At 63.1% G+C, this 21,795-nt stretch carries 23 protein-coding genes; 13 read left to right on the top strand and 10 right to left on the bottom strand.

The window, feature by feature from the left end:
* Positions 1 to 8: 8 nt before the first annotated feature.
* Positions 9 to 1,100, bottom strand: a complete 1,092-nt coding sequence (locus E5162_RS06125; protein ID WP_135944031.1) for a site-specific DNA-methyltransferase — start codon at positions 1,098 to 1,100, stop codon at positions 9 to 11.
* 174 nt (positions 1,101 to 1,274) lie between these two features.
* Positions 1,275 to 1,913 carry a ribonuclease HII gene (locus E5162_RS06120; RefSeq protein ID WP_135944030.1) on the bottom strand — a complete coding sequence of 213 codons (639 nt, stop codon included), beginning with the start codon at positions 1,911 to 1,913 and terminating at the stop codon, positions 1,275 to 1,277.
* 170 nt (positions 1,914 to 2,083) lie between these two features.
* Between E5162_RS06120 and E5162_RS06115 the strand changes: the two genes are divergently transcribed.
* Complete coding sequence (locus E5162_RS06115; RefSeq protein WP_135944029.1) at positions 2,084 to 2,323, top strand: DUF2188 domain-containing protein; 240 nt, start codon at positions 2,084 to 2,086, stop codon at positions 2,321 to 2,323.
* Between the two features lie 15 nt (positions 2,324 to 2,338).
* Here E5162_RS06115 and E5162_RS06110 read toward each other — a convergent pair whose 3' ends face one another.
* On the bottom strand, positions 2,339 to 3,172 hold the full coding sequence (locus E5162_RS06110; RefSeq protein ID WP_233342172.1) for a PA0069 family radical SAM protein: 834 nt from the start codon (positions 3,170 to 3,172) through the stop codon (positions 2,339 to 2,341).
* A 374-nt stretch (positions 3,173 to 3,546) separates the two neighbouring features.
* On the opposite strand from E5162_RS06110, the gene E5162_RS06105 reads away from it, so the two are divergent.
* The 5 genes from E5162_RS06105 to E5162_RS06085 all read left to right on the top strand — a co-directional run bounded on the left by E5162_RS06105 (position 3,547) and on the right by E5162_RS06085 (position 10,489).
* Positions 3,547 to 3,906, top strand: a complete 360-nt coding sequence (locus tag E5162_RS06105; protein ID WP_158291218.1) for a hypothetical protein — start codon at positions 3,547 to 3,549, stop codon at positions 3,904 to 3,906.
* 46 nt (positions 3,907 to 3,952) lie between these two features.
* Positions 3,953 to 5,263 (top strand): TolC family protein, encoded by a 1,311-nt coding sequence (locus E5162_RS06100; RefSeq protein ID WP_135944026.1) that lies wholly within the window; start codon positions 3,953 to 3,955, stop codon positions 5,261 to 5,263.
* Entirely contained in the window at positions 5,260 to 6,549 is a 1,290-nt protein-coding gene (locus tag E5162_RS06095; RefSeq protein ID WP_135944025.1) for an efflux RND transporter periplasmic adaptor subunit, read from the top strand. Before E5162_RS06100 ends, E5162_RS06095 begins: the two co-directional genes overlap by 4 nt.
* Positions 6,533 to 9,688, top strand: a complete 3,156-nt coding sequence (locus E5162_RS06090) for an efflux RND transporter permease subunit (RefSeq protein WP_135944024.1) — start codon at positions 6,533 to 6,535, stop codon at positions 9,686 to 9,688. The genes E5162_RS06095 and E5162_RS06090 overlap by 17 nt, the downstream gene beginning before the upstream one ends.
* A 75-nt stretch (positions 9,689 to 9,763) precedes the next feature.
* The gene (locus E5162_RS06085; protein WP_135944023.1) at positions 9,764 to 10,489 is read left to right on the top strand and encodes a ZIP family metal transporter; all 726 of its coding nucleotides are present in this window, start codon (positions 9,764 to 9,766) and stop codon (positions 10,487 to 10,489) included.
* Positions 10,490 to 10,512: 23 nt separating this feature from the next.
* Here E5162_RS06085 and E5162_RS06080 read toward each other — a convergent pair whose 3' ends face one another.
* The 5 genes from E5162_RS06080 to E5162_RS06060 all read right to left on the bottom strand — a co-directional run bounded on the left by E5162_RS06080 (position 10,513) and on the right by E5162_RS06060 (position 13,379).
* Positions 10,513 to 10,866 (bottom strand): SpoIIAA family protein, encoded by a 354-nt coding sequence (locus E5162_RS06080; RefSeq protein ID WP_206751050.1) that lies wholly within the window; start codon positions 10,864 to 10,866, stop codon positions 10,513 to 10,515.
* Between the two features lie 162 nt (positions 10,867 to 11,028).
* A complete protein-coding gene (locus E5162_RS06075; protein ID WP_135944022.1) occupies positions 11,029 to 12,381 on the bottom strand; it encodes a dihydrolipoyl dehydrogenase family protein in 1,353 nt (450 codons plus the stop codon).
* A gap of 10 nt (positions 12,382 to 12,391) precedes the next feature.
* Complete coding sequence (locus E5162_RS15125) at positions 12,392 to 12,616, bottom strand: GDCCVxC domain-containing (seleno)protein (RefSeq protein ID WP_135944158.1); 225 nt, start codon at positions 12,614 to 12,616, stop codon at positions 12,392 to 12,394.
* 24 nt (positions 12,617 to 12,640) lie between these two features.
* The gene (locus E5162_RS06065; RefSeq protein WP_135944021.1) at positions 12,641 to 12,976 is read right to left on the bottom strand and encodes a cation transporter; all 336 of its coding nucleotides are present in this window, start codon (positions 12,974 to 12,976) and stop codon (positions 12,641 to 12,643) included.
* Between the two features lie 10 nt (positions 12,977 to 12,986).
* Positions 12,987 to 13,379, bottom strand: a complete 393-nt coding sequence (locus E5162_RS06060) for a mercuric transporter MerT family protein (protein ID WP_135944020.1) — start codon at positions 13,377 to 13,379, stop codon at positions 12,987 to 12,989.
* Positions 13,380 to 13,459: 80 nt separating this feature from the next.
* Here E5162_RS06060 and E5162_RS06055 point away from each other — a divergent pair, with 80 nt between their 5' ends.
* Positions 13,460 to 13,900 (top strand): MerR family transcriptional regulator, encoded by a 441-nt coding sequence (locus tag E5162_RS06055; protein ID WP_135944019.1) that lies wholly within the window; start codon positions 13,460 to 13,462, stop codon positions 13,898 to 13,900.
* 414 nt (positions 13,901 to 14,314) lie between these two features.
* Here the strand turns inward: E5162_RS06055 and E5162_RS06050 are convergent, their stop codons facing one another.
* The gene (locus tag E5162_RS06050) at positions 14,315 to 14,881 is read right to left on the bottom strand and encodes an RNA polymerase sigma factor (RefSeq protein ID WP_158291217.1); all 567 of its coding nucleotides are present in this window, start codon (positions 14,879 to 14,881) and stop codon (positions 14,315 to 14,317) included.
* Positions 14,868 to 15,296, bottom strand: a complete 429-nt coding sequence (locus E5162_RS06045) for a Spy/CpxP family protein refolding chaperone (protein ID WP_135944017.1) — start codon at positions 15,294 to 15,296, stop codon at positions 14,868 to 14,870. Before E5162_RS06045 ends, E5162_RS06050 begins: the two co-directional genes overlap by 14 nt.
* 562 nt (positions 15,297 to 15,858) lie before the next feature.
* Here E5162_RS06045 and E5162_RS06040 point away from each other — a divergent pair.
* From E5162_RS06040 to E5162_RS06015, 6 genes are read left to right on the top strand one after another with little or no spacing between them, the layout of a single operon-like run.
* The gene (locus E5162_RS06040) at positions 15,859 to 17,721 is read left to right on the top strand and encodes a copper resistance system multicopper oxidase (RefSeq protein WP_135944016.1); all 1,863 of its coding nucleotides are present in this window, start codon (positions 15,859 to 15,861) and stop codon (positions 17,719 to 17,721) included.
* On the top strand, positions 17,721 to 18,503 hold the full coding sequence (locus E5162_RS06035; RefSeq protein ID WP_135944015.1) for a copper resistance protein B: 783 nt from the start codon (positions 17,721 to 17,723) through the stop codon (positions 18,501 to 18,503). The genes E5162_RS06040 and E5162_RS06035 overlap by 1 nt, the downstream gene beginning before the upstream one ends.
* Before the next feature lie 10 nt (positions 18,504 to 18,513).
* A complete protein-coding gene (locus tag E5162_RS06030; RefSeq protein ID WP_135944014.1) occupies positions 18,514 to 19,614 on the top strand; it encodes a DUF2231 domain-containing protein in 1,101 nt (366 codons plus the stop codon).
* Between the two features lie 35 nt (positions 19,615 to 19,649).
* The gene (locus tag E5162_RS06025; RefSeq protein ID WP_135944013.1) at positions 19,650 to 20,210 is read left to right on the top strand and encodes a DUF305 domain-containing protein; all 561 of its coding nucleotides are present in this window, start codon (positions 19,650 to 19,652) and stop codon (positions 20,208 to 20,210) included.
* A 55-nt stretch (positions 20,211 to 20,265) separates the two neighbouring features.
* Positions 20,266 to 20,484, top strand: a complete 219-nt coding sequence (locus tag E5162_RS06020; protein WP_135944012.1) for an SHOCT domain-containing protein — start codon at positions 20,266 to 20,268, stop codon at positions 20,482 to 20,484.
* Positions 20,485 to 20,517: 33 nt separating this feature from the next.
* The gene (locus E5162_RS06015) at positions 20,518 to 21,738 is read left to right on the top strand and encodes a permease (RefSeq protein ID WP_135944011.1); all 1,221 of its coding nucleotides are present in this window, start codon (positions 20,518 to 20,520) and stop codon (positions 21,736 to 21,738) included.
* Positions 21,739 to 21,795 lie beyond the last annotated feature (57 nt).

Genomic DNA, 21,795 nt, shown 5'->3' with positions numbered 1-21,795 from the left:
TTTGCGCTTCAGACTTCCATCTCGGCGCGGATCTTGGAGCGCAGGACGTCGATCGGCATCAGATTGCCATGGCGGCGCACGTGCCAGAAGGTCCAGCCATTGCACGAGGGCGCGGCCTGGACGCGGGCGCCGACCTGGTGGATGGACCCGCTTTCGGTACCGCTGGAGACCGACCCGTCAGCGCGGACCCGCGCGGTGCGGCGGCCCTGGCTGCAATACAGCGTGTCGCCCGGCTTGATGAGTCCGGCTTCGACCAGCGCGCCGAACGGAATGCGCGGCAGCGAGCGCTTGGACTGTGTCACCGCGATCGCATCGCCGCGGCCCGGTTCGATGGCGGCCAGGCGCCGGCGGGCCACGTCGATATAACCTTCATCGGCCTCGATCCCGATGAAATGCCGCCCGAGCTTCTTGGCGACCGCGCCGGTCGTGCCGGTGCCGAAGAACGGGTCGAGAATGGTCTGGCCCGGATCGGTGCTCGCCAGGATCACGCGGTGGAGCAGCGATTCCGGCTTCTGGGTCGGATGGGCCTTCTTGCCGTCGGCCGCCTTCAGCCGTTCTCCGCCGCCGCAAATCGGCAGCGTCCAGTCGGAGCGCATCTGCACCCCGTCATTGAGCGCCTTCATGGCCTGGTAGTTGAAGGTCGGCTTGGAGTGCTTGTGCTTGGACGCCCAGATCAGCGTCTCGTGCGCATTGGTAAAGCGGGTCCCGCGAAAATTCGGCATCGGGTTGGACTTGCGCCAGATCACATCATTGAGGATCCAGAAGCCCATGTCCTGCAGGAAGGTGCCGACGCGGAAGATGTTGTGATAGCTGCCGATGGTCCAGATCGCGCCGTCATCCTTCAGGACCCGGCGCGCCTCTTCCAGCCAGCCGCAGGAGAACAGGTCATAGGCGTCGAAATCGCCGATCTGGTCCCATTCGTCGTCGACCGCATTGACCTTGGAATTGTCCGGCCGGTGCAGATCGCCGCCCAGCTGGAGATTGTAAGGCGGGTCGGCGAAGATCAGATCCACGCTCCCCTCTGGCAGGGACGCCATGATCTCCACGCAGTTTCCGTGCAAGATCTCGTCTTTGGGCAGAGCGTTTGACACCGCAATCATCCTTCGCGAACCAACTGATTCTCCATCGATGAATCGATGCGGCTTTCCAGATGGTTAAGAGCGATTCACCGTATCTGGCCGCGCGTTGCGGCAACCGGACGGGTTGCACGATAGCGCGCCGCGCCGGGGTCTGGCCAATTTTTCGAATCAGTTGAATCGCTTAGGTGGCCCGCCTTATTCGGCGACCGGCTCGAAAAGATCGCGATGGGCGCCTTCCAGCGCCTGCCTGACAGGTGCAAAACTATATCTGTGGATGGGCGTGGGTCCCAGAGTTCGCAGCCCGTGTTGGTGGGCGGGCGCGCCATAACCCTTGTTGCGCGCGAAGGCGTAGCCGGGATAGCGCCGTCCGGCGCGGATCATGATGGCGTCGCGCACCGTCTTGGCGATGATCGATGCGGCCATGATTGCCGGGTCGTAGCTGTCGCCTCCGACCAGCGCGGTCGTCGGGCAGGGCAGGCGCGGGGTGCGGTTGCCATCGACATAGCAGCGCTCGACCACGCAGGGCAGGGACAGCACCGCCCGGCTCATCGCCGCCATCGTGGCGTGCAGGATATTCAGCCGGTCGATCTCTTCCGGCTCCGCAATTCCCACCGCGACGAGCGCGCGCTTGCGGATCTCCACGGCCAGCTCGACCCGGCGTGCCTCGGTCAGCGCCTTGGAATCGTTGAGATCGTCCAGAAACCCGCAACGTCTGGGCAGGATGACCGCGGCCGCGACCACGGGGCCGGCGAGCGGGCCGCGTCCGGCCTCGTCCACGCCGGCGTGCAGCTTGTTGGTCTTGGCAAAGCGTTTCGGACAGGAGGCAGTCTGCATGCGATTACCCTGTCAGCGGTCCGGGCAAAATTCCAGCGTGCGCGGCTATGCGTACGCATCAGGATGCATCTGACAAAGTTTTGGCCGGCCTCGAAACCCGATCGCCTCGCACCCGTTGCCTAGGACACCGGCTTGCCGGTTCTTCAAGAAGCAAACGGAGTATTCGTCAGATGGCTCAAGCAACAGCTCGCTTTGTCTCGCCGCGCGAGGATGGCAGCTGGGACAACAAAGCCGCGAACGCGTCCCGCGCCTCCAGCGTCCATGAAACCCAGGCCGATGCCGTCGAGGCGGCGAAGACCACCCTGCGCAACCAGGGCGGCGGCGAACTCTCCATCCAGGCCAGCAACGGCCAGGTGCGCGAAAAAGTCAGCGTGCCGGGCAAGCAGCACGCCCGCGTGCTCAATCAGTAACGGCCCGGACGGGGTCTAGAACAGGCTCATCTGCGCGCCGGTCTCCAGCGGCACCTCGAACAGGTCCGTGCGCAGGGGCTGGCGCTCCCCGTCCAGCCCGTACCGGCGTCTGGCCTTCTCGAAACGCTGCGCGATCAGCTCGGCAATCGGGCCTTCGCCGCGACCGCGCTTGTGGAAGGTGGCGTCGTAATCCTTGCCGCCGCGCGTCTGGCGCACGAGCGACATGATCTTGCCTGCGGCGTCCGGACGCTCGCTTTCCAGCCATTCGCGGAACAGGTCGGCGATCTCCAGCGGCAGGCGCAACACGACGTAGCTCGCGCTGCGCGCTCCGGCCTCGGCGCCCGATTTCAGCAACGTCTCGATTTCCCGGTCGGTCAGGCCGGGTATCACGGGCGCGGTCATCATCGTGACCGGAATGCCCGCCGAGGACAGCTGCGCGATCGCCTCCATCCGGCGTTGCGGCGTGGACGCGCGTGGCTCCATCGCCCGCGCGAGCTTGCGGTCCAGCGTGGTGACCGAGAGGGAGACGCGAACGAGCCCCAGCTCGGCCATCTGCGAGAGAATGTCGATGTCGCGCGTCACGCTTGCCGACTTGGTAATCAGCCCGACCGGATGCTTGAATTTCAGGCATGTTTCCAGGATGGAGCGGGTGATCCGCAGGCGCTTCTCGATCGGCTGGTAAGGGTCGGTATTCGCGCCGATGGCGATCGTTTCAGGGACATAGCCGCGTTTTCTGAATGTCTTCTCGAGCAGCGCGGCCGCGTCGGGCTTGAAGAAGAGCTTGCTCTCGAAATCCAGCCCCGCCGAATAGCCCCAATAGGCGTGGCTCGGCCTGGCATAGCAATAGATGCAGCCGTGCTGTCCTGTTGCACACTTCAGATATAAGCGTGAACGGTAATGATCGTTTCATCGCTCGCAAGCTCCAATGTCTCAAAGCAAAAAACTATCTCGGCACCTTAAGCAAGAGAGCGACGCCATTGTCTGATGCAGTTTTTTTTGCGGGTGGCGCTGATCTACTGGCAGCAGACCCAAACCCGTCAACCAGGCCAGTAGGAGCAGAAAGTAGCTTAAAAAGCGCCAGAAACTGTCCAACGGAGGGGGAGAGTAGCTCAGAGGGCGGCAAGGAGCGCTGACGTGATCTGGAAGATTATCCGGGCGCTTTCATTCTGAGCGTCTTGGAAAACGGGCTAACTAACTGGCCGCCATGATCGAGAAGGGCTAGGATGCGGCTGGCAAACACTTTCACGATGGACTATGTACACCGCATGGCCGTTCTTCGCGCATTGCTGATCGTGTTGACTCTGCTGGCGCTCGCCGGCGCGTCTGCGAACGCGTCGGTCGCGCATGACGATCATCACTCTAGCCATCCTGCGGCCGAGGCCGAAGCGTCCGGTCCGTCAGGAGCCGATGAGCGCTCCGATATCCACGCCACGCATCCGTGCGGGGTTTGCCACCACATGACGGCATTGCCGGGTATAGGCCCTGGCCTGTCTCAGGTTTCCGCGCCGCTCGCCTTCAGACTGGAACACCAGTCTCTGACCGGACGGCGCGCTTCGCCTCCGCACCAACCTCCAATCGGGTGATCAGACGCATTTCGTCCTGACCCTTCCGACTGGAGAATTCTTGTAAATGTCCAAACCAAATGACGCTCGGCGTGTATCGCCGGGCCGCTGGATCGTGGCGCTGCTTGTCGCAGGCGCGGTCCAGACCGGCGGTGCGCATGCGCGTGGCGATGAACCGGTCCGCCTTTCAGTGTCAGACGCGCTTAGCCGCGCGGTCTCGGCACATCCCGAACTCGACGCCCAGGCCGCCGAAATCGAGGCCCGTGAGGGCGAAGCGCGGCAGGCGGGCCTGTGGAGCAATCCCTCGATCGAACTGGAAGCCGACGAGATCGGCGGCGATCGCGGTGGTCTCGGTGATGGCGAAACGACCGTGTTTCTGCGTCAGACGATCCCGTTTGGCGGAGACCGCAGCCGGGCCCGAAACGCCGGGCTCGCAGCGACCCGCGTGGCGCAACAGACGCTTCGCCAACGCCGGCTCGATCTGCTGGCCCGCACGGCGACGGCCTTCGTCGAGGCCGATGCGGCTCAAGACCGGGCCGAGGTTCGCCAGGAACTTCTCGACCTCGCCCGGGAGGCGGCCGACGCCATCTCCGCACGTGTCGAAGCCGGACGTGCCTCGCCGATCGAAAACAACCGGGCTCGCGTGCTGCTGGAGACAGCGAGATCGGCAGCGACGCGCGCCAGGCTCGAAGCGAATGCTGCAACGGGAGAGCTGGCCGCAATCCTCGGCGCACCCGGACTGGAGGCATCCCTGGGCCATCCGCAACCTCTGTTCGGCTTCAATTTCTCCGAGGAGACACCTCAAGGCGCGATCGAGGCCAATGCCCGTCTCGCGGTGCAGCAGGCCGAGATCGCCCGCCGGGCAGCCGTCCTTCGTGCCGAGCGAGCCGGGGCCATCCCCGATGTGACGGTCGGCGCCGGGATGCGACGGTTCGGGGCCAGTGACGAAACCGCCTACCTCGCCTCGATCGAAATCCCCATTCCCGTGTTCGATCGCAATCAGGGAAATATCGCGGCGGCGGCGGCGCGAGAGACTGTCTCGCTTCTGGAGGCGGATGCGTTGCGGCGCGAGCTCATGCGCGAGTTTGCCCTGAATTACGGTCGCTGGCGGCGTGCCGGAGAGCATTACGAGAGCCTTCGAACACAGATTCTCCCGGCATCAAGAGAGGCCTATGAGGCGTCGCGGGAAGCCTATCGGGAAGGCGAACTCGATCTTCTCAACCTGCTCGACGTACAGCGTGAATATTTCGATTCGCGGATCGCGCTGATCGATGCGCGCTCCCGCTTCGCGGCATCTGCCATCGACCTTGATCTCGTAACCGGCGGACGCCGGCTTGTGGCGCTGCTCGAGGGCGCGCCGATGGAGGACATCCAATGAAACCGAACTCCTTCTTGCTTCTCACAACCTGCATGCTGGCGCTCTCCGCCTGTGGACAGGACAGCAGCCCGGCACCGGTCACGGACGATCATGGCGAGGAATCCGGGCAACACGCCGGCGAAGGCGAAACGCATGCGCCGGATGATCATGCCAGAGACGAACATGCGCCAGGCGAAGATGGCGATGACGAACACGCGGCCGACGGGCACGAAACGGAGTCCCGTTCGGTCCGTCTGACCGAAGCCCAGCAGGCCGAGCTTGGAATCCAGATGGCCCCGGTCTCGTCGGGGCCTGTCGCCGCGACGGTCGAACTGCCGGGTGAAGTCGTTTTCGACCAGACCCAACTGGCTCACGTCGCGCCGCGGGTTTCAGGCATAGTCCGCCAGGTGAATGCCGCCGAAGGCGACGAGGTCGAAGCCGGTGAGGTCCTGGCCGTCCTGGAAAGCCGCCCATTGGCTGACGCCAAGGCCGAGTATCTTTCGGCCCGTGAGCGCCTGGCTCTAGCCGAAGCCTCCTTCAACCGCGAACAGCGGCTCTGGGAGCGGCAAATTTCCGCCGAGCAGGACTTTCTCGACGCCCGTCAGGCGCTGGAAGAAGCCCGCATCACGCTACGGCGGGCCAGTCAGCAACTGGAGGCGCTCGGTGTCGATGCGCAGGAGCGCAGGGATATCGCAGCCTCGCCGGAAGCCTCTCTGACCCGGTACGACCTGGTTGCCCCGATCACCGGGACGGTGATCGAGCGTCACGCGGTGCTCGGCGAAACGCTGGAGTCCCAAGGCGAGCAGCCCGCCTTCATCATCGCCGACACCAGCACTGTCTGGATCAACGCGGCGATATATGGCGAGGACCTTGCCCGGGTAAATGCCGGGGACTCGGTACTGATCGAAGTCGGGGAAGGCATCCCTGCGATAGAGGAAACGATCGAGTTCGTGAGCCCTCAGCTCGGCGAACGAACCCGAACGGGGCGAGCCCGGATAGTCGTGGAGGATGCCGGTGAGCGTCTGCGCCCAGGCATGTTCGTCACGGTGTTTTCCACCCCGGCAGACGCCCTGCCGGCGCTTCGCGTTCCAGTCAGCGCACTACAGACCATCGAAGGCGAAACAGTCGTCTTCCGCGCCGAAGACGATGCCTTTCACGTTCAACGCGTCGAAGTCGGTTCCCGCTCGTCCCAGTTCGCCGAGATCACCAGCGGGCTGACGCCAGGCGCGACCGTCGTCACCGAGGGCGCCTTTGCGCTGAAAGCGGAATTGCAAAAAGGAGAGTTCGGCGATGGCCACGCGCACTGAACATCACGCGGGCTCGCAGCCTGCACTCGCAAGATTGCTGTACCGTATCGCGGGCGGACGCATGCTCGCCCTCCTTGCCTTCATAGGGATCATCGCGGGAGGTATCGTAACGTTCCGGACCATGCCTGTTGATGCGTTCCCGGACGTGACCCCGACCCTGGTCCAGGTTTTCACCGAAACCGAGGGCCTCGCACCCGAAGAGGTGGAACGTTACGTCACCTTCCCGGTCGAAACCTCCATGAACGGGTTGCCGCGGATCGAGGAGGTCCGGTCCACCTCCAATTTCGGGCTCTCGGTCGTGACGGTCTATTTCGAGGACGGCACGGACATTTACTGGGCCCGCCAGCTCGTCGGAGAACGCCTCCAGCAGGCGCGCGAAGAAATCCCGGAAGGGTTTGGCGAGCCCAAGATGGGCCCGATCACCACCGGTCTGGGACAAATCCTGTTCTACTTCCTGGACAGCACGAACGGAGAACATGACGGCATCGAGCTGCGCACCATCCAGGACTGGATCGTGAAGCTCGACCTTCAGACCGTACGCGGGGTTACCGAGGTGCTTTCGCTCGGCGGCTTCGAACAGCAATACCAGATACATGTCAGGCCGCAGGCCTTGCTGCGCTTCGACCTAACGATCGAGGATGTGGTGGAGGCGGTATCGGCTAACAACGCCAATGCGGGCGCCCAATTCCTGGTCGAAAACAGCGAGCAATACACCGTGCGTGCCGTCGGTCTTGCCGAAGGCGAGCACGATCTGGAGGACATTGTCGTCAAGGTCGCCGACGGCGTGCCGGTTCGGGTCGGCGATCTCGCGCGGGTCGAGGTGGGCGGAGCCCCGCGCCAGGGTCTGGCCACCATGAATGGCGAAGGCGAGACCGTTGCCGGCCTGGTGTTGAAACTCATCGGGGCCAATACCAACGAGGTGATCGCGAGCGTCAAGGATCGGCTCGACCGTATCAACGCGGCGCTTCCCGAAGGCGTCGTGGCGACGCCGTATTACGATCAGTCCGAACTGGTCGGCAAGGCGGTCTCGACCATGACGACGGCACTCTGGCAGGGCGCTCTTCTGGTGGTGATCGTCCTGATCGCGTTCATGCGGGGATGGCGCCCCAGCCTGATCGTCGCGGCGTCCATCCCCTTCTCGGTGGCATTCGCACTCCTGGCCATGCGCATCTTTGGCGTCTCGGCCAATCTGATGTCGCTAGGCGGCATCGCGATCGCCATCGGCATGATGGTCGACGGCGCCGTGGTGATCGTGGAGAACGCCAACCGGCGCCTGCAGGAGGCTGCGGCAGACGCGAACAAGCGCAGCGTCGTTGCCGCCGCCTGTGCGGAGGTCTTGCAGCCGCTCATCTTCGCCATCCTGATCGTGGTCGTCGTGTTCGTGCCGATCCTCACCCTTCAGGGCGTGGAGGGAAAGACGTTCCGGCCGCTTGCCTTCTCGGTGGTCTTCGCCATGGCGGGGTCGCTCGTCTTTGCGGTCCTTCTGGCGCCGGTCGCATCCTTCTTTGGTCTCAAGCACACCCGGAAGGAGGAACACCAGCCCGGAGAGGGCCTCTTCGAACGAACACTTGCGCCGGTGATCGGCTTTTTCGTCCAGAAGCGCTGGGCCGCACTCCTGCTGGCTGCAGTCATGCTGGTTTCGGGCGGGGCGATCTTTCCGCGCCTCGGCTCGGAATTTACGCCGCGGATGAATGAAGGCGATCTGCTTGTGCGGCTGACAATGGCGCCCTCGATCTCGCTTCCCGAGGCGCGCGAGACGGTCACGCGGTTCGAGCGCGAGTTGCTCGCGCAATTTCCCGACGAGGTCGAACGGGTCGTCACCAGGGTGGGCCGGGGCGAGGTGGGCGCACACGCCGACCCGGTTAATAGCGGTGAGGCTTTCGTCGCGCTCGCCCCGCGTTCGCAGTGGACGGGGGCGCGTAGCCAGGAAGCGCTGCTGGCGGAGATGAGCGAGGCGTTCGAGGACTTTCCCGGCGCCCAGTTCAATTTTACCCAGCCGATCGCTGCGGCGACCGATGAGCTTCTCACCGGCACCAAGGCGGCCCTGGCCATCAAGCTGTTCGGGCCGGACATGGGTGTGCTCGAAGAGCGTGGCAACGAAATCGCGGCCGTGGTTCGCGAGCTTGAAGGGGCGGCCGACGTCCAGGCCGACCAGGTCAGCGGCGCACCCCAGCTGCGCATTACGGTGAACCGCGAGGCGATCAGCCGTTTCGGCCTGAACGTGGAAGACGTGCTTGCGGTCGTGAGAACGACGATCGGAGGCGAACAGGCCGGACAGGTCTTCGAGGGTGTGCGGCGTTTCGATATCATAGTGCGCTACCAGGAGGCCGCGCGCGCGAGCGCCGAACGGATAAGCCGTATCATCGTGACCGGGCCGAACGGTGAGCTGATCCCGCTTGGGCAGCTTGCCAGCGTTGAACGCATCGAGGGGCCGCGCCAGGTCACCCGCGAGAACAGTCAGCGCTTTCTCACGGTTCAGGCGAATGTGCGCAATCGCGACATCGGCTCCTTCGTCGAAGAGGGCCGTGCCGCAGTCGCCGAGGCCGTGGACCTGCCGCCAGGCTATTTCGTGGAGTGGGGCGGCCAGTTTGAGCTCCAGCAGGAAGCCAATGCGCGCTTTGCCGTGGTCATCCCGGTCACGCTCGCCATCGTCTTCCTGTTACTGCTGTTCAGCTTCGGCCGTTTGAAGAGCGCCCTGCTGATCCTGGCCAACATCCCGCTGGCGCTTGTCGGCGGCATCGCCGCGCTCTGGCTGACCGGACAGAACCTGTCCGTGCCGGCTTCGGTCGGCTTCATCGCGCTCTTTGGTATCGCGCTTGGAAACGGAATGGTGCTCGTCTCGTTCCTCGATGGCTTTGCCCGTGAGCGGCGCGATATCGACCGGCTCTCCATTGAGGCCGCCGCGCGGCGGGCCAAACCGGTCCTGATGACGGCCACCACGACCGGGCTCGGCCTGATGCCGCTGCTCTTCGCGAGCGGTGTCGGGTCCGAAGTGCAACGCCCGCTCGCCGCAGTCGTTATCGGAGGGTTGGTGACATCGACGATCCTGACGCTTCTGGTCATGCCGGCGGTGTACAAGTGGTTCGCGCCGGCCCCGCCATCGGATGCCGGTGTAGAGGACCTGCCCGCCCCGGTTTAGTCTGAGGCCTTCCGCGGCGTTCATTCGCCGCGGAAGGGCCATTTCTTCGTCAGCGATGTCCGGAGGATCCGACCCATGCCGGAACTGGCCAATGTCCTGTTCTTCGCCCTGCTGCCGGTCCTCGGCAACTTCATAGGGGCGATAAGTATCGAATTTCACGTCGCGTCATCGCGCATGGTCAGCCACGCGCTCCATGCTGCGGTTGGGCTGGTGTTGGCGATCGTGACGATCGAGCTCATGCCGCGCGGGCTGGCAGCGATGGAGAACTGGCAGGTAGGCCTGGCGTTCGGGCTGGGCGGGCTTGGCTATATCATGCTCATGAAGGCGGTCACCTTCGTCCAGAGCCGGACGCGCTCGGACGCCGGTTCGAGCACATGGATGGTCTATATCGCCGTTGGTGTCGACCTTTTCGCCGACGGGCTCATAATCGGAACCGGCAGCGCGGTTTCGCCGGGTCTCGGATTGCTGCTTGCTCTCGGCCAGCTGCTCGCAGACTTCCCTGAAGGCTATGCTGCCTTCGCGAACCTCCAAGCCAGGAACGTGTCACGCAAGACCCGGTTCGCCCTTTCCGCCGCCCTCGTCCTGCCTGCAACAATCGCGGCGCTGGTCTCTTTCCTCTTACTGCGGGATATGGCCGAATGGGTGCAGACCTCGGCACTAGTTGCGGTGGCGGGACTTCTCACGATCGCCGCGATCGAAGACATGATGGGCGAGGCTCATGAAAGCGCCGAAGACCGGACCGGCTCCATCCTGGCATTTATCGGCGGGTTCGTTCTGTTCAGCCTGGTTACGACGGGATAGGAAGGGGGCGCGACGGTCGGCTGTCAGGCCTGAAGCCAGGCTTCTGCGGCCGCGCGCTCATCGGTTTCGAAAAACTTCAGCTCGGCCTTGAAAAACGGATCGCTCAACGCGGTGCCCCAGTCCTCCCAGCGCTTGTCGCCAAGGATTGCGATGCGTTCCATCTGGTCCTGATGGCTGACGTCGAACCTCAGGTCGGCCCAGAGGCCCTTGAAGTCCCAACCTTCGAAATCTTTCAACTCGATCAGCATCCGAACCTTTTCCTGGTCGGAGGCCGCTTTTTCGAATTGCTCGGCAAATTGCTCGATGTCGGATTGCGAGACCGTGCCGGTCACAGTGACCCTGAGAATGCCGTCTTCGCCCATCGAATTCGTAATCATGATGCATCTCCCGCTTCAATTGGCTTCCAACCCGCCAATCGAGAACGCTACGCCGTGGTTCCGTACAGGGGTGAGGATGACCAGCTTGTCGGGGCGAGTTTCTCAACGAGCAAGCGTTCTCATCGCTGTGTAAATCGCGCAGCTTCTGCGGCTGTCTTGAGGTTAGAGAAGCGAGCCGAGGTCAGAGCCCAGCGTGGGATAGGCGGCGATCATGTCCTTTAGATCGCGCGCGCCAAGCCGGTGACGAATCGCAAGCGCGAAGATATTGATCAGTTCGCTATAGCTGTCGCCGAGAAGATGAGCCCCCACAATACGGTCCCCGTCCTCGTCGATGAGGACTTTCGCCGCGCCGCAGGATTCGCCGATCCGCCGGTTGGAAAACCAGCCGCCGGTGTCGTTGAAGGCGACCCGCAGGTTTGAGGTCGCTTTTTTCGCCTCCTCCTCGCTCATGCCGACGGAAGCGAGTTCGGGCAGGGTGAAAACCACGCTCGGCACGCCGCGATAGTCCGGCGCCTCGCCCGGCTCGTCGAGCATGTTCTTCGCGGCCCGCTTACCTTCCAGTACGCCGACCGGAGTAAGCGGCGCGCCTTCGGTGTCGGCCGCATCGCCTGCGGCATAGACGCTCCGATTCGACCGGCTACGCAGACGTGCATCAACGTGCACGCCCTTCTCGCTCCAATCGATGCCCGCCACATCGAGGTCCAGCCTCTCCAGATTGGCGATACGGCCCGCGCCGTGAACGACGAGACCGGTTTCGATGTGACGCGACTTGCCGGCCTGCTCGACGAGCACTTGGTATTCCCCACCGTCCTTTTTCACGGCCTTGAGTTCGGTTGTGCCCTCGAACTCGATGCCGGCCTCTCGGCCACGCTCGACGAGCCTGGCGACCAGGTCGGGGTCGAACGCCTCAAGAGGGCGCTCGCCCCGGTCGATCATGTGAACCTTCGCACCGGTCCGCGCTGCGATATGGGCGAACTCAGAGGATACATACCCTCCGCCGACAAAGAGAATGCGGGACGGGAGCGCCGTCAGGTCCATGAATTGCGTGCTCGTCGTGAGGTATTCCTCACCAGGTATGCCGAGCGGGCGAGGACAGGCACCGGTGGCGATCAGGATGCGCCCCGCTTCGAGATGGTCTTCGTTCACCGCAAGCGTGGACCCTCCGGTAAAACGCGCGGAGCCGTGCCAGGTCGCGATCCCCTTGTCTTTCAGTCCGCTCTCGATGCGACCGGGCATGTCCTCGACGAAGGATTGCTTGAACGCGACGAGATCGGCCCAGTCTATGCTCAGGCCGTCGTCCCTGATCCCCTTTCCCCTCATCAGGCGCGCTGCTTCGACGATCTCGGCGCCTCGCCGAAGCATCTTCTTTGGATCGCAGCCTCGTAGGGCGCAGGTGCCGCCATAGGGCCGCTCGTCCACGATGGCGACCGACCAGCCAGCCGAGGCGCAGACATGGGCCGCCGTTACGCCGGCCATGCCCGCGCCAATCACGATGAGATCGAAATCTTTCGTCATGGGGTTCTCGCTAGCAGCTGCGGCAGGCGCCGGCGGTCCCGTTCGCCCGCGCTTCCTGTATCGGCGGACAGGGCTGGGTCCCGTAGGAACAGAACACGCAGCAATCGCCCGACTTGGGACGGAGCAGCGTCCCGCACCCCTTGCAGTCATAGAAGAACTGGCAGGCATCGACCGGCATCGTCTCGGTCTCGCTGTGAGAACACTCCGGGCAGGTCAGCGTCGAGGTCGGTATAATGGTTTTCTCCCGCAAGGTCGTGGTTCAGTCTTGACGAAGCGCCGCAGGATAACCCGCACTGGTCGAGGCTTGGGCAATTGCGACGGAACTTGTCCGCCGGGGATCGAATGTGACGCTGGCCTCCCTGGTTTGGTAGTCAATCTCGACCTGCTCGACCCCGTCGACACGGTTCATCGCCGCCTTCACCGCGATCGGACAGGTGACGCAGCTCATGTTCTGCACCTCGAACACCACGGTGCGCCGGTGGGTTTCCTGGTTGGTTTCACCCGTCGTTGCGGAGGAGATGGCCACCTCCGGCGCCGCCGCAGTCGATAGACCGAGAAATGCCGCGCTCAGCGCAGATGCAAACAGTGTGATCATGATGATCCTCCTAGTAGAAAAGCGGCGCCCAGACGCCGGCGGTCAGGGCCAGTGCAACGAGTAGTGTCGAAGTCCAGAGAGCGAGTTTAACGGTCAGGCTCGACACGGTGCGGCCACCCTGCCGATCATCGCACTTGGTCCGCCGTCCGTAGACCTGCCAGAAACCGAGGCCGATCAGGCCGATCGCGATGACCGCGAAAATCGGCTTGTAGGGTTCGAGCGCAGTCAGGGTCCCGATCCAGGCGCCGGAAACCCCGGCCAGTACGAGGGCAAGAGGCAACACACAGCAGGATGTAACGCCGAGCGCTGCGAGCAGCGAGCCTCCAGCGAGCCAGCCCGTGTGCTGCCGCCTGACTTTAGAGCGTGAGGAACTCGCGTCGGCTATATCGTCGGTCTGGTCCATGGGCGTGCTCCGGGGTCGAAATCGCTATGGAACCGGGATACAATCTGTACCGGCTACAGCTTCAAGGGTGTTCTCTGAGAATGACGATCACACAATCGCGAGGCGGGCTGAGGCGCGGCGCGCTGGCGCGCAAGATCGGCTGCAATGGTGAGACGATCCGCTATTACGAGAAGATCGGCCTGCTCAGGGAGCCGGACCGGACACAAGGTGGACACCGGGTCTACTCCGTCGAAGATCAGCGCCGGCTCGGCTTTATCCTTCGCGGCCGGGGGTTGGGCTTTTCGATTGAGCAATTGCGCGACCTGCTCTGCCATGTCGATGCGGGCGACTACACCTGTGGCGAAGTTTCGGCTCTCACGCGGCGCCACCTTCACGCCGTTCGCGAGAAGATCGCGGAGCTTCACAAGATGAAAGTCCGGCTCGTCCAAATGACGAATGCCTGTGAGGGAGGCAGGAAGCCCTCGTGTTCGATCATCGATTTATTGGAGGAGAGGGAACAGGTTGCTGGCTCTGAGAAATAAGTAAGTTCGACTGCCCGCGCCAAAAAATGGAGGACTTCAAGGCGCGCTGACAGCACCCCCATACCATGTACGGCAATCTCGCATGCTGGTTGGTTGTCCCTCGATCGATTTCCTTTGCTAATCGTCTCTGCTGCGCTCGTGACGAGTCCCGGCAAAAGAGCCTTGGGGCTCATGCCATACGAACAAGAAGCCTTCCAGGCCAGCAATCCGGGCGTCTACCCAGAGCACAGAATTTCAAGTGTGAGGCGGCTACACGACGTGCGTGCGAGTGGCGGCAGCCCTTGGGCGCCGCTGATACTACGCGTCGCCCTGCTTATGTGGGCCCGCCGCGTCGTGGCGGTCCGCCTTCCGGTTTCGGCGATGCGTAGCGAGTATTCTACGTGAAGTGCCGTAGCGCACCGCGCATAATCTCCATTATCCCATATCTGACTTGATCTTGCGCCTTGCCCGGTAGACGCGCACCTCGGCCGCCTTTGCCGAGATGCCCATGATTTCACCGATTTCGGATAGGGAAAGACCTTCGATTGAAGCGAGGAGGAGCGGGATCCGAAGGCCCTCTGGTAACTTGGCTATAGCCTGTTCTGTCGCGTCCAGGGCTTGCCGATCGGAGGTCTGGCGCTCCGGTGAAGGCGCGTCTGTCGGTATTTGTTCAAGTGTGTCCTCGGCGCCGATCCATTTCAGTACGCTTCGGCGGCGGAAATGGTCGCGCAGCTTGTTACGGGCGATGGCGAACAGCCAAGTTTGAAAGGGCCGCGACGGGTCATAGCGATGCAGGTTGCGGTAGACGGCGACGAAAGTGTCCTGCGCAACATCATTGGCGTCGTCTTCGCTCAGCCCTTGGCTAATCGCAAACCGCACCAGGCGCGGTGCGTCGCGCGTCATCAGCCGGTCGAAGGCGTACCGGTCGCCATGACGGGCTGCGGCTACGAGGGGCTCGCCAGCAGTCACCGCTGAGGCAGCTGGCTTATCAGCCTTGGTCATCAAAAGCGCGACCGAGTATATCGTCGAACTCCTGCGCCTGCTCCGGCGAAAGCTCGGCGCGCATCGCCAGGAGATGATCGAGCGTGGCAAGCTGCAGCTCGACCATGGCATCGTGGTAGCGCGCGGTTGCGGCCGTAACATCCTCAGACAACGCTTTATCACGCAATAACGCCTCACCGATCGCCTCGCGCGCCTCTCGCAGTTCGGCTTCCTTCGCGTCTCTGATGGCAGCGAAACGGGCTTCGATCTCGTCGATGCGTGTGTCCTGTTCTGCATCAAGTTCGAGTTCTTCATGAACCAGAGCGTGAAAATTGTCGCCTTCCTGGCCGCCGCTTCCCAAGCCGATGCCGAGCCAGACGCCAATGAGACCGCCGGCAAGGCCGAGAACCGCCGCGACCAATCCCGAACGGATCATTGCTTGCGTCCTTCTCTCAACGAGACAAGCGCGTACGGCCCGGACGGATCGAACGCGTCCAGGACGTCACGATCGTGGGCATGGACAGCACTTAGCCCAGCGAAGCTTCCGACTATCAGGGCAAAGGCTGCCGGCGCCACGCGCCAGGACAGGGCCGGCACTAGCCCGCCGAGTGAGCGTAGCGTCGCCCCGCTTCGCCTCTCGATTCTCGCCCAGACAGCCTCCCGAAAGTCAGGCCGTACCGGTCGAGCCGATTGTCGGCCAAGTTCATAAAGACGGGTATCGAGATCATGGTCGTTCATGGCGCTCTGGATCCGGGAAGAGGTCGAAACACGAGATAGTACGCGTATCGTCAGGTGTTCCCTCAAGGCGAAATATGAGAGCGGCCCGGTGCGACGCTCCCTGCTGCGAATGATTTGAGGGCGCGAGGCCTCTGCGTCGTAATCTCCGTGTGCCGGCTGCCACCGGGGCCCAGCTCTCCCGCCCCCGGATGTGCCATGGGTACCCCGGAGGCGGTCGATGCGAGGGCGAAGTTCGATAGCAGCAAAGGGTCCCCCCATCCATGACACGCATTGACAGGCGCGGGTTTCTGACGGCCGGTGCCGCGAGTGGGCTCGCCGCTTCCGGTTTGCTGCCGGCCTGGGCGCGGAGCCAGAGCGTGATTGCGCCGCAGAGCGGGCTCAGCGGGACCGAATTTGATCTCACGATTGGGCGGTCCCCGGTGAGGATTGACGGACGACCCGGACGCGCCATCACCATAAACGGTACCATTCCCGCCCCGCTCTTGCGCTGGCGCGAGGGCGACGATATCACGCTGCGGGTCACCAACACGCTGGACGCGGACACCTCGATCCACTGGCATGGCATCCTCATCCCGTTCCACATGGACGGCGTGCCCGGCGTCAGCTTCCCCGGCATACGGCCCGGCGAGACCTTCACCTACCGATTTCCTGTGAGGCAAGCTGGAACCTACTGGTATCACAGCCACTCCGGGCTTCAGGAGCAACTTGGCCATTACGGGCCAATAGTCATCGATCCGGCCGGCTCCGATCCGGTCGCGTACGACCGCGAATACGTGATCGTGCTGTCGGACTGGACCTTCATGGATCCGCACCGGCTTTTCGACGAGCTGAAGAAGAGCGCGGACAGCCTGAACTATCAGAAGCGCACCTTCGCCGACTTCCTGGCCGATGTGCGTGAAGAGGGCCTCGGCGATGCGATCGCGCAGCGCGACATGTGGGCGCGCATGCGCATGATGCGCACAGATATATCCGACGTCACAGGCGCAACTTATACCTATCTGATCAACGGGCACGGGCCGCAGGACAACTGGACGGCCCTGTTCAGTCGCGGCGAGCGGGTCCGGCTTCGGATCATCAACGCCTCTGCGATGAGCCTGCTCAATTTCCGCATCCCGGGACTGGCAATGACTGTCGTCCAGGCCGACGGGCTCAACGTCCAGCCGGTCGAGACCGACGAGTTCCAGATGGGCGTCGCGGAAACCTACGACGTGATCGTGGAACCCACAGAGGACCGGGCCTACGCGATCGTGGCCGAGGCGATCGACCGCTCGGGCATGGGCGTCGCAACGCTCGCCCCGCGGCTCGGCATGCGCGCAGAAGCCCCGCCGCTTCGCGAGCGCCCGCTGCTGACCATGACCGATATGGGCATGGGCGGTCATGCCGGCCACGACAGCGCCATGGCCGCTGGCGCGGGCATGGCGATGGATCATGGCTCGAACGGCAATCATGCGGCTATGGAACATGACGGCCCGGCTCTCGGGACGATGAACCATGACTCGATGGATCACGGCGCAATGGTCGGCGGTGGCGCTGCCATGGTCGAGCACAACCATCCGCAGTGGCCGGGCGTTGCCAATGTCGCGATGGCACCCATCAGCCGGCTCGACGAGCCGGGGATCGGGCTGGAGGACGTGCCCCACCGCACGCTCAGCTATTCCCAACTGCGTAGTCTCGACCCCAACCCGGACTCCCGTGCGCCGGGACGCGAGATCGAGCTTCATCTTACCAGCAACATGGAACGCTATATGTGGTCGTTCGACGGGGTGCGCTTTTCCGAAGTCGTCGAGCCGATCGTCTTCCGCCAGGACGAGCGGCTGCGCCTGACGATGGTGAACGACACCATGATGCCCCACCCGATCCACTTGCACGGCATGTTCTTCGATGTGGTAAACCACGAGGGCGACCATCTCCCGCGCAAGCACACCATCATCGTGAAGCCGGGCGAGAGGCTCTCGGTGGACATCACAGCAAACGAGGTCGGCGACTGGGCTTTCCACTGCCACCTGCTCTACCATATGCACGCGGGCATGATGCAGGTCGTTTCCGTGCGCGCAGACGCGGAGAGCCACCTGAACGCCCACGCCCATTCCGGTCATCACGCTCACATGACGGGGAGGGATTAATGGCTCGTCTCATCACCTCTGCCGCACTGGCCCTGGCGCTGAGCGCGCCCGCCTTCGCCCAGGAGGGACAATGGTCGGCGGCCGATGAATATTACGATACCGTCGAAATGGACGAGGCGCGCCGCCAGCTCCAGCATGAGGGCGGCGGCACGCGTCACCTATTCCTCCAGGCCGACCGGCTGGAATACCAGTCCAACGACGGAGCACCGCTGCTCGTCTGGGACGCGCAGGGCTGGTATGGCGGCGATCTGAACCGGATCTGGGTCAAGACCGAGGGCGAACACAGCCTTGCCGAGGACTCTATCGAGGGCTTCGAGGTCGAGGCACTCTACAGCCGCGCGATCACGCCCTATTTCGACCTGCAGGCGGGTCTGCGCCAGGATTTCGACCCTGATTTCGAGACCACCTATGCGGTCGTCGGTCTGCAGGGCCTTGCGCCCTACTGGTTCGAAGTCGACGGTGCGGTCTATCTCAGCGACCTGGGCGACCTTACCGCGGGCTTCGAGGCCGAATACGAGCTCCTGCTCACCCAGCGTCTCGTCCTGCAGCCGCGCGCCGAGTTGTCGTTCTCCGCGCAGGACGTCCCGGAACTCGGACTGGGCGCGGGGCTTTCCTCTGCGGAGGCTGGCGCCCGCCTGCGTTACGAGATCGATCGCCAGTTCGCGCCCTATATCGGCGTGAGTTGGCAAGAAAAGTTCGGCAAGACGGTCGATTTTGCACAGCTTGAAGGGGAGGATACGCACAGTGTCTCCTTCGTCCTCGGCGTGCGGCTCTGGTACTAGGGGGATTTTCATGGATAATCTGATCGAGCCGAACCTGCACCCGATCTTTGTGCACTTCGTCGTCGGGCTATTGTTCACCAGCGCGCTCGCTCTGGCGATTTCTGCCTTTGCGCCCGCCGACACGCGCTGGCGTTCGACCCTGCAAGCCGCCGGCGATTGGATGCTGGGTCTCGGCATTCTCGCCGCGCTCGGCGCTGTAATCGCGGGGTTCGACGCTTACTACTCTGTCGCCCATGACGGTCCCTCTCACGAGGCCATGACGACACACCGCAACTGGGCGCTGCCGACCGCGGCCGCGTTTATCAGCCTCGGCATCTGGCGGTGGTTGAAACGCAGCGAGCGTCCGGGCGCGCTTTTCGGCCTGGCCGGTCTTGCCGCCGCGGCGCTTCTGACCGTGACCGCCTGGTGGGGCGGAGCGCTCGTCTTCCGTCATGGGCTGGGCGTAGAGAGCCTGCCGGCCGCAACCGGTGAAGGCCATGACCACGATCACGGCGATGGCGGACACGGTCATGACGAGACAGCCGCCGCCGAGAGCGAGAGTGAGCACGCTCATGACCAGAGTAGTGGCGATCAGGAGCACGCGCATGATGGGGGAACCCCCAGCGACCATGCCCGCGCCTCCGAAGAAGGTCGTTCGCCGACAAGCGCCCCGGCGCACTCGGCACCGGGTACGCCCGAAGCAACAGCTCTTGCCTTCCATTCTGCCTTGGCCAGCCAGGACGAAGCGCAGGTGCGGAGCCTGCTTGCGGAAGATGTCCTGATCCTGGAATCGGGCAGCGCGGAACGCTCCCTGGAGCAATACGCTTCCCATCATATGATGTCCGATATGGCCTTCCTGTCGAGCGTATCCCGCGAGACGCTGTCTCAGACCGCTGAAATCTTCGGCGACATGGCCTGGGTCGCGACGGAGACGGTCCTTCGCGGGCGCTTCAATGAGCGCGAAATCGCGGTGAAAAGCCAGGAGAGCCTGGTGATGCGCCGTGAGGGCGAGAGCTGGATCATCGAGCACGTGCACTGGTCGAACAGCTCGCTGCAGAACGGTCTGTCGGTTGAAGAGTCGGATCGGCAAGGATCCGAGGATGAGCACGACCACGCCGATCACGATCACTAGGCCTTGAGCGGGGGCTCACAATAGAAGAGGCGACAATGACTGACGAAACGAAAGGCTATCTACGCTTCGGCGCGATGATCATCACAGGGATGATTGTCATGTTGGGTGTGATGTATCTCAACACCTACGCATGGGAGCATGTCCGTTGGAGCGAGACCCGCTTCTACATGATGTTCCTGATGGGCGCGACGATGGCAGTCGTGATGCTGAGCTTCATGCTCGCAATGTATAAGAATACGCGGATCAACATTGCTATCTTCGCCGGTAGTGTCCTGATCTTCGTCCTGGCGCTGTGGCTGGTGCGCAGTCAGGCAACGGTTGAAGATCGATCCTACATGAAAGCGATGATCCCGCATCATTCCATAGCCATTCTGACCAGCGAGCGGGCAAATATCGAAGATCTACGAGTGCGCGAACTCGCCAATGAGATCATCCGGGCACAGCGCCGCGAGATCAAGGAAATGGACTGGCTGATTGACGACATCGCCGCGAATGGGGCGGCGACAACCATGGAAGACGCGCAGGCCCGGCCGGTCCCGGCATTCGAAGGCCAGGTAAACCCGGACACACGCACTCCAGATCTGCAAGACAATTGATCTGCGATCGCGAGCTGGTTCCCGGCCGCGCTGAAAACGTCTGCTGGAGGAAGAGATGATGAACGGTTGGGGACACGGCATGTTCGGCGGCCTCTGGATGATCTTGGTATGGGGCGTCATCATCGGCCTCCCAGCCTTGCTCGTCTGGTTCGCGGTTCGACGCGGCGGCGGCAGTGAGAGGCAGGCCAACCCGCGCGAAATACTCGAAAAGCGCTATGCCCGAGGCGAGATCGACGAGGAGGAATTCGAGCGGCGCAAACGCAATCTCGACTAACCAGAGCCGAAAAAGGGCCATGACGGCAAGCTAATGGATATTCTGGTCAGCTATGGGGAAGCCGCCAAGACGACGGCTGGCTTTTTCTGGAAATCCGGCTGGGCATTCGTGCTTGGCTACGCGGTCAGCGGGATGATCCAGGCCTTCGTGCCGAAGAGGCGCCTGACGCGCCATATGGGCGATCCCGACGCCAAGAGCGTGAGCCTGTCGACCCTGTTCGGCATGATTTCCAGCTCTTGTTCGTTCGCCGCGCTCGCCGCGGCGCGCGCCCTCGTGCACAAGGGCGCTCATTTCGTCTCGGCCGTCGCCTTCATGTTCGCCTCGACCAATCTGGTGATCGAGCTGGGCATCCTGATCCTCATCTTCCTGGGCTGGCAGTTCCTGGTGGCCGAGATCATCGGCGGGCTGATCCTGATCGCCATCAGCACGATCCTGATCCGGCTCACCTATCCCAAATCTTGGATGGAGGCTGCGCGCGAAAAGGTCGAGGCCGAAGGCGACGCGGAAGCCGAGAGCTTCGATCCGATGGACCGGATTACCAGCCTGAAGGGCTGGGCGAGGGTGGGAAACAATTTCGTCGATGAATGGCTGATGGTCTGGCAGGAGATCCTGATCGGCTTCACCGCCGCGGGTTTCATCGCCGTCTTCGTGCCCGACAGCTTTTGGAAAGCGCTCTTCCTGTCCGATTTCGCGGTGGACAATCCCGGCAATTTCTGGGTTGTACTTCAGAACGCCATGGTCGCGCCCTTTGTAGCGGCAGCGACCTTCATCGGCTCGATGGGTAATATCCCGCTCGCCACGGTCCTGAGCTCGGGCGGCGTGCTGTTCGCCGGTATCATGGGCTTTATCTATTCCGACCTGATGGTGCCCCCGCTGGTGAAGGTGAACGCCAAATACTATGGCTGGCGCGTCGCGCTCTACATCGCGGGGGTCATGTATGCCAGCATCGTGGCGACCGCGATCATCCTGCATTACGGCTTCTACTGGTTCGGCGTCATGCCCGAGACCGGGCGCGCGGTCTCCGACGTCGCCCAGTTTAAGCTCGACTACACGCTCTTCATGAACATCGCCGCGCTCGCCATCGTCGCCGTCATGCTCTGGCTGCGCGGAAAGCATCACCGGATGGCCGAGGATGAACCTGGCCACGACCACGCCGGGGGCGAATTCGGCGTGCAGGACTGGGTGACAACGCTCTTCATCATCGGTCTTGCCGGCGGGGCTGTGGCCTTCTTCACGACAGGTGGAACCAACTAACTCGGAACGGCCAATTTCCAAGCAACTTGCATACCCCCCAGGGGTATTGTATTCATC

Source organism: Marinicauda pacifica (assembly GCF_004793635.1).
Taxonomy (GTDB): Bacteria; Pseudomonadota; Alphaproteobacteria; order Caulobacterales; family Maricaulaceae; genus Marinicauda; species Marinicauda pacifica.
The sequence above is the reverse complement of the archived record's forward strand: the minus strand, read 5'-3'. Positions and strand labels throughout refer to the sequence as shown.

Coding starts and splice junctions, on each gene's coding strand:
- E5162_RS06075 (WP_135944022.1), bottom strand. CDS start 12,381: ATGACGAAAGATTTCGATCTCATCGTGATTGGCGCGGGCATGGCCGGC.
- E5162_RS06020 (WP_135944012.1), top strand. CDS start 20,266: ATGATGAACGGTTGGGGACACGGCATGTTCGGCGGCCTCTGGATGATC.
- E5162_RS06095 (WP_135944025.1), top strand. CDS start 5,260: ATGAAACCGAACTCCTTCTTGCTTCTCACAACCTGCATGCTGGCGCTC.
- E5162_RS06060 (WP_135944020.1), bottom strand. CDS start 13,379: ATGGACCAGACCGACGATATAGCCGACGCGAGTTCCTCACGCTCTAAA.
- E5162_RS06120 (WP_135944030.1), bottom strand. CDS start 1,913: ATGCAGACTGCCTCCTGTCCGAAACGCTTTGCCAAGACCAACAAGCTG.
- E5162_RS06050 (WP_158291217.1), bottom strand. CDS start 14,881: ATGACCAAGGCTGATAAGCCAGCTGCCTCAGCGGTGACTGCTGGCGAG.
- E5162_RS06100 (WP_135944026.1), top strand. CDS start 3,953: ATGTCCAAACCAAATGACGCTCGGCGTGTATCGCCGGGCCGCTGGATC.
- E5162_RS06055 (WP_135944019.1), top strand. CDS start 13,460: ATGACGATCACACAATCGCGAGGCGGGCTGAGGCGCGGCGCGCTGGCG.
- E5162_RS06045 (WP_135944017.1), bottom strand. CDS start 15,296: ATGATCCGTTCGGGATTGGTCGCGGCGGTTCTCGGCCTTGCCGGCGGT.
- E5162_RS06105 (WP_158291218.1), top strand. CDS start 3,547: ATGCGGCTGGCAAACACTTTCACGATGGACTATGTACACCGCATGGCC.
- E5162_RS06125 (WP_135944031.1), bottom strand. CDS start 1,100: ATGATTGCGGTGTCAAACGCTCTGCCCAAAGACGAGATCTTGCACGGA.
- E5162_RS06015 (WP_135944011.1), top strand. CDS start 20,518: ATGGATATTCTGGTCAGCTATGGGGAAGCCGCCAAGACGACGGCTGGC.
- E5162_RS06030 (WP_135944014.1), top strand. CDS start 18,514: ATGGATAATCTGATCGAGCCGAACCTGCACCCGATCTTTGTGCACTTC.
- E5162_RS06090 (WP_135944024.1), top strand. CDS start 6,533: ATGGCCACGCGCACTGAACATCACGCGGGCTCGCAGCCTGCACTCGCA.
- E5162_RS06115 (WP_135944029.1), top strand. CDS start 2,084: ATGGCTCAAGCAACAGCTCGCTTTGTCTCGCCGCGCGAGGATGGCAGC.
- E5162_RS06065 (WP_135944021.1), bottom strand. CDS start 12,976: ATGATCACACTGTTTGCATCTGCGCTGAGCGCGGCATTTCTCGGTCTA.
- E5162_RS06025 (WP_135944013.1), top strand. CDS start 19,650: ATGACTGACGAAACGAAAGGCTATCTACGCTTCGGCGCGATGATCATC.
- E5162_RS06040 (WP_135944016.1), top strand. CDS start 15,859: ATGACACGCATTGACAGGCGCGGGTTTCTGACGGCCGGTGCCGCGAGT.
- E5162_RS06085 (WP_135944023.1), top strand. CDS start 9,764: ATGCCGGAACTGGCCAATGTCCTGTTCTTCGCCCTGCTGCCGGTCCTC.
- E5162_RS06080 (WP_206751050.1), bottom strand. CDS start 10,866: ATGATTACGAATTCGATGGGCGAAGACGGCATTCTCAGGGTCACTGTG.
- E5162_RS06035 (WP_135944015.1), top strand. CDS start 17,721: ATGGCTCGTCTCATCACCTCTGCCGCACTGGCCCTGGCGCTGAGCGCG.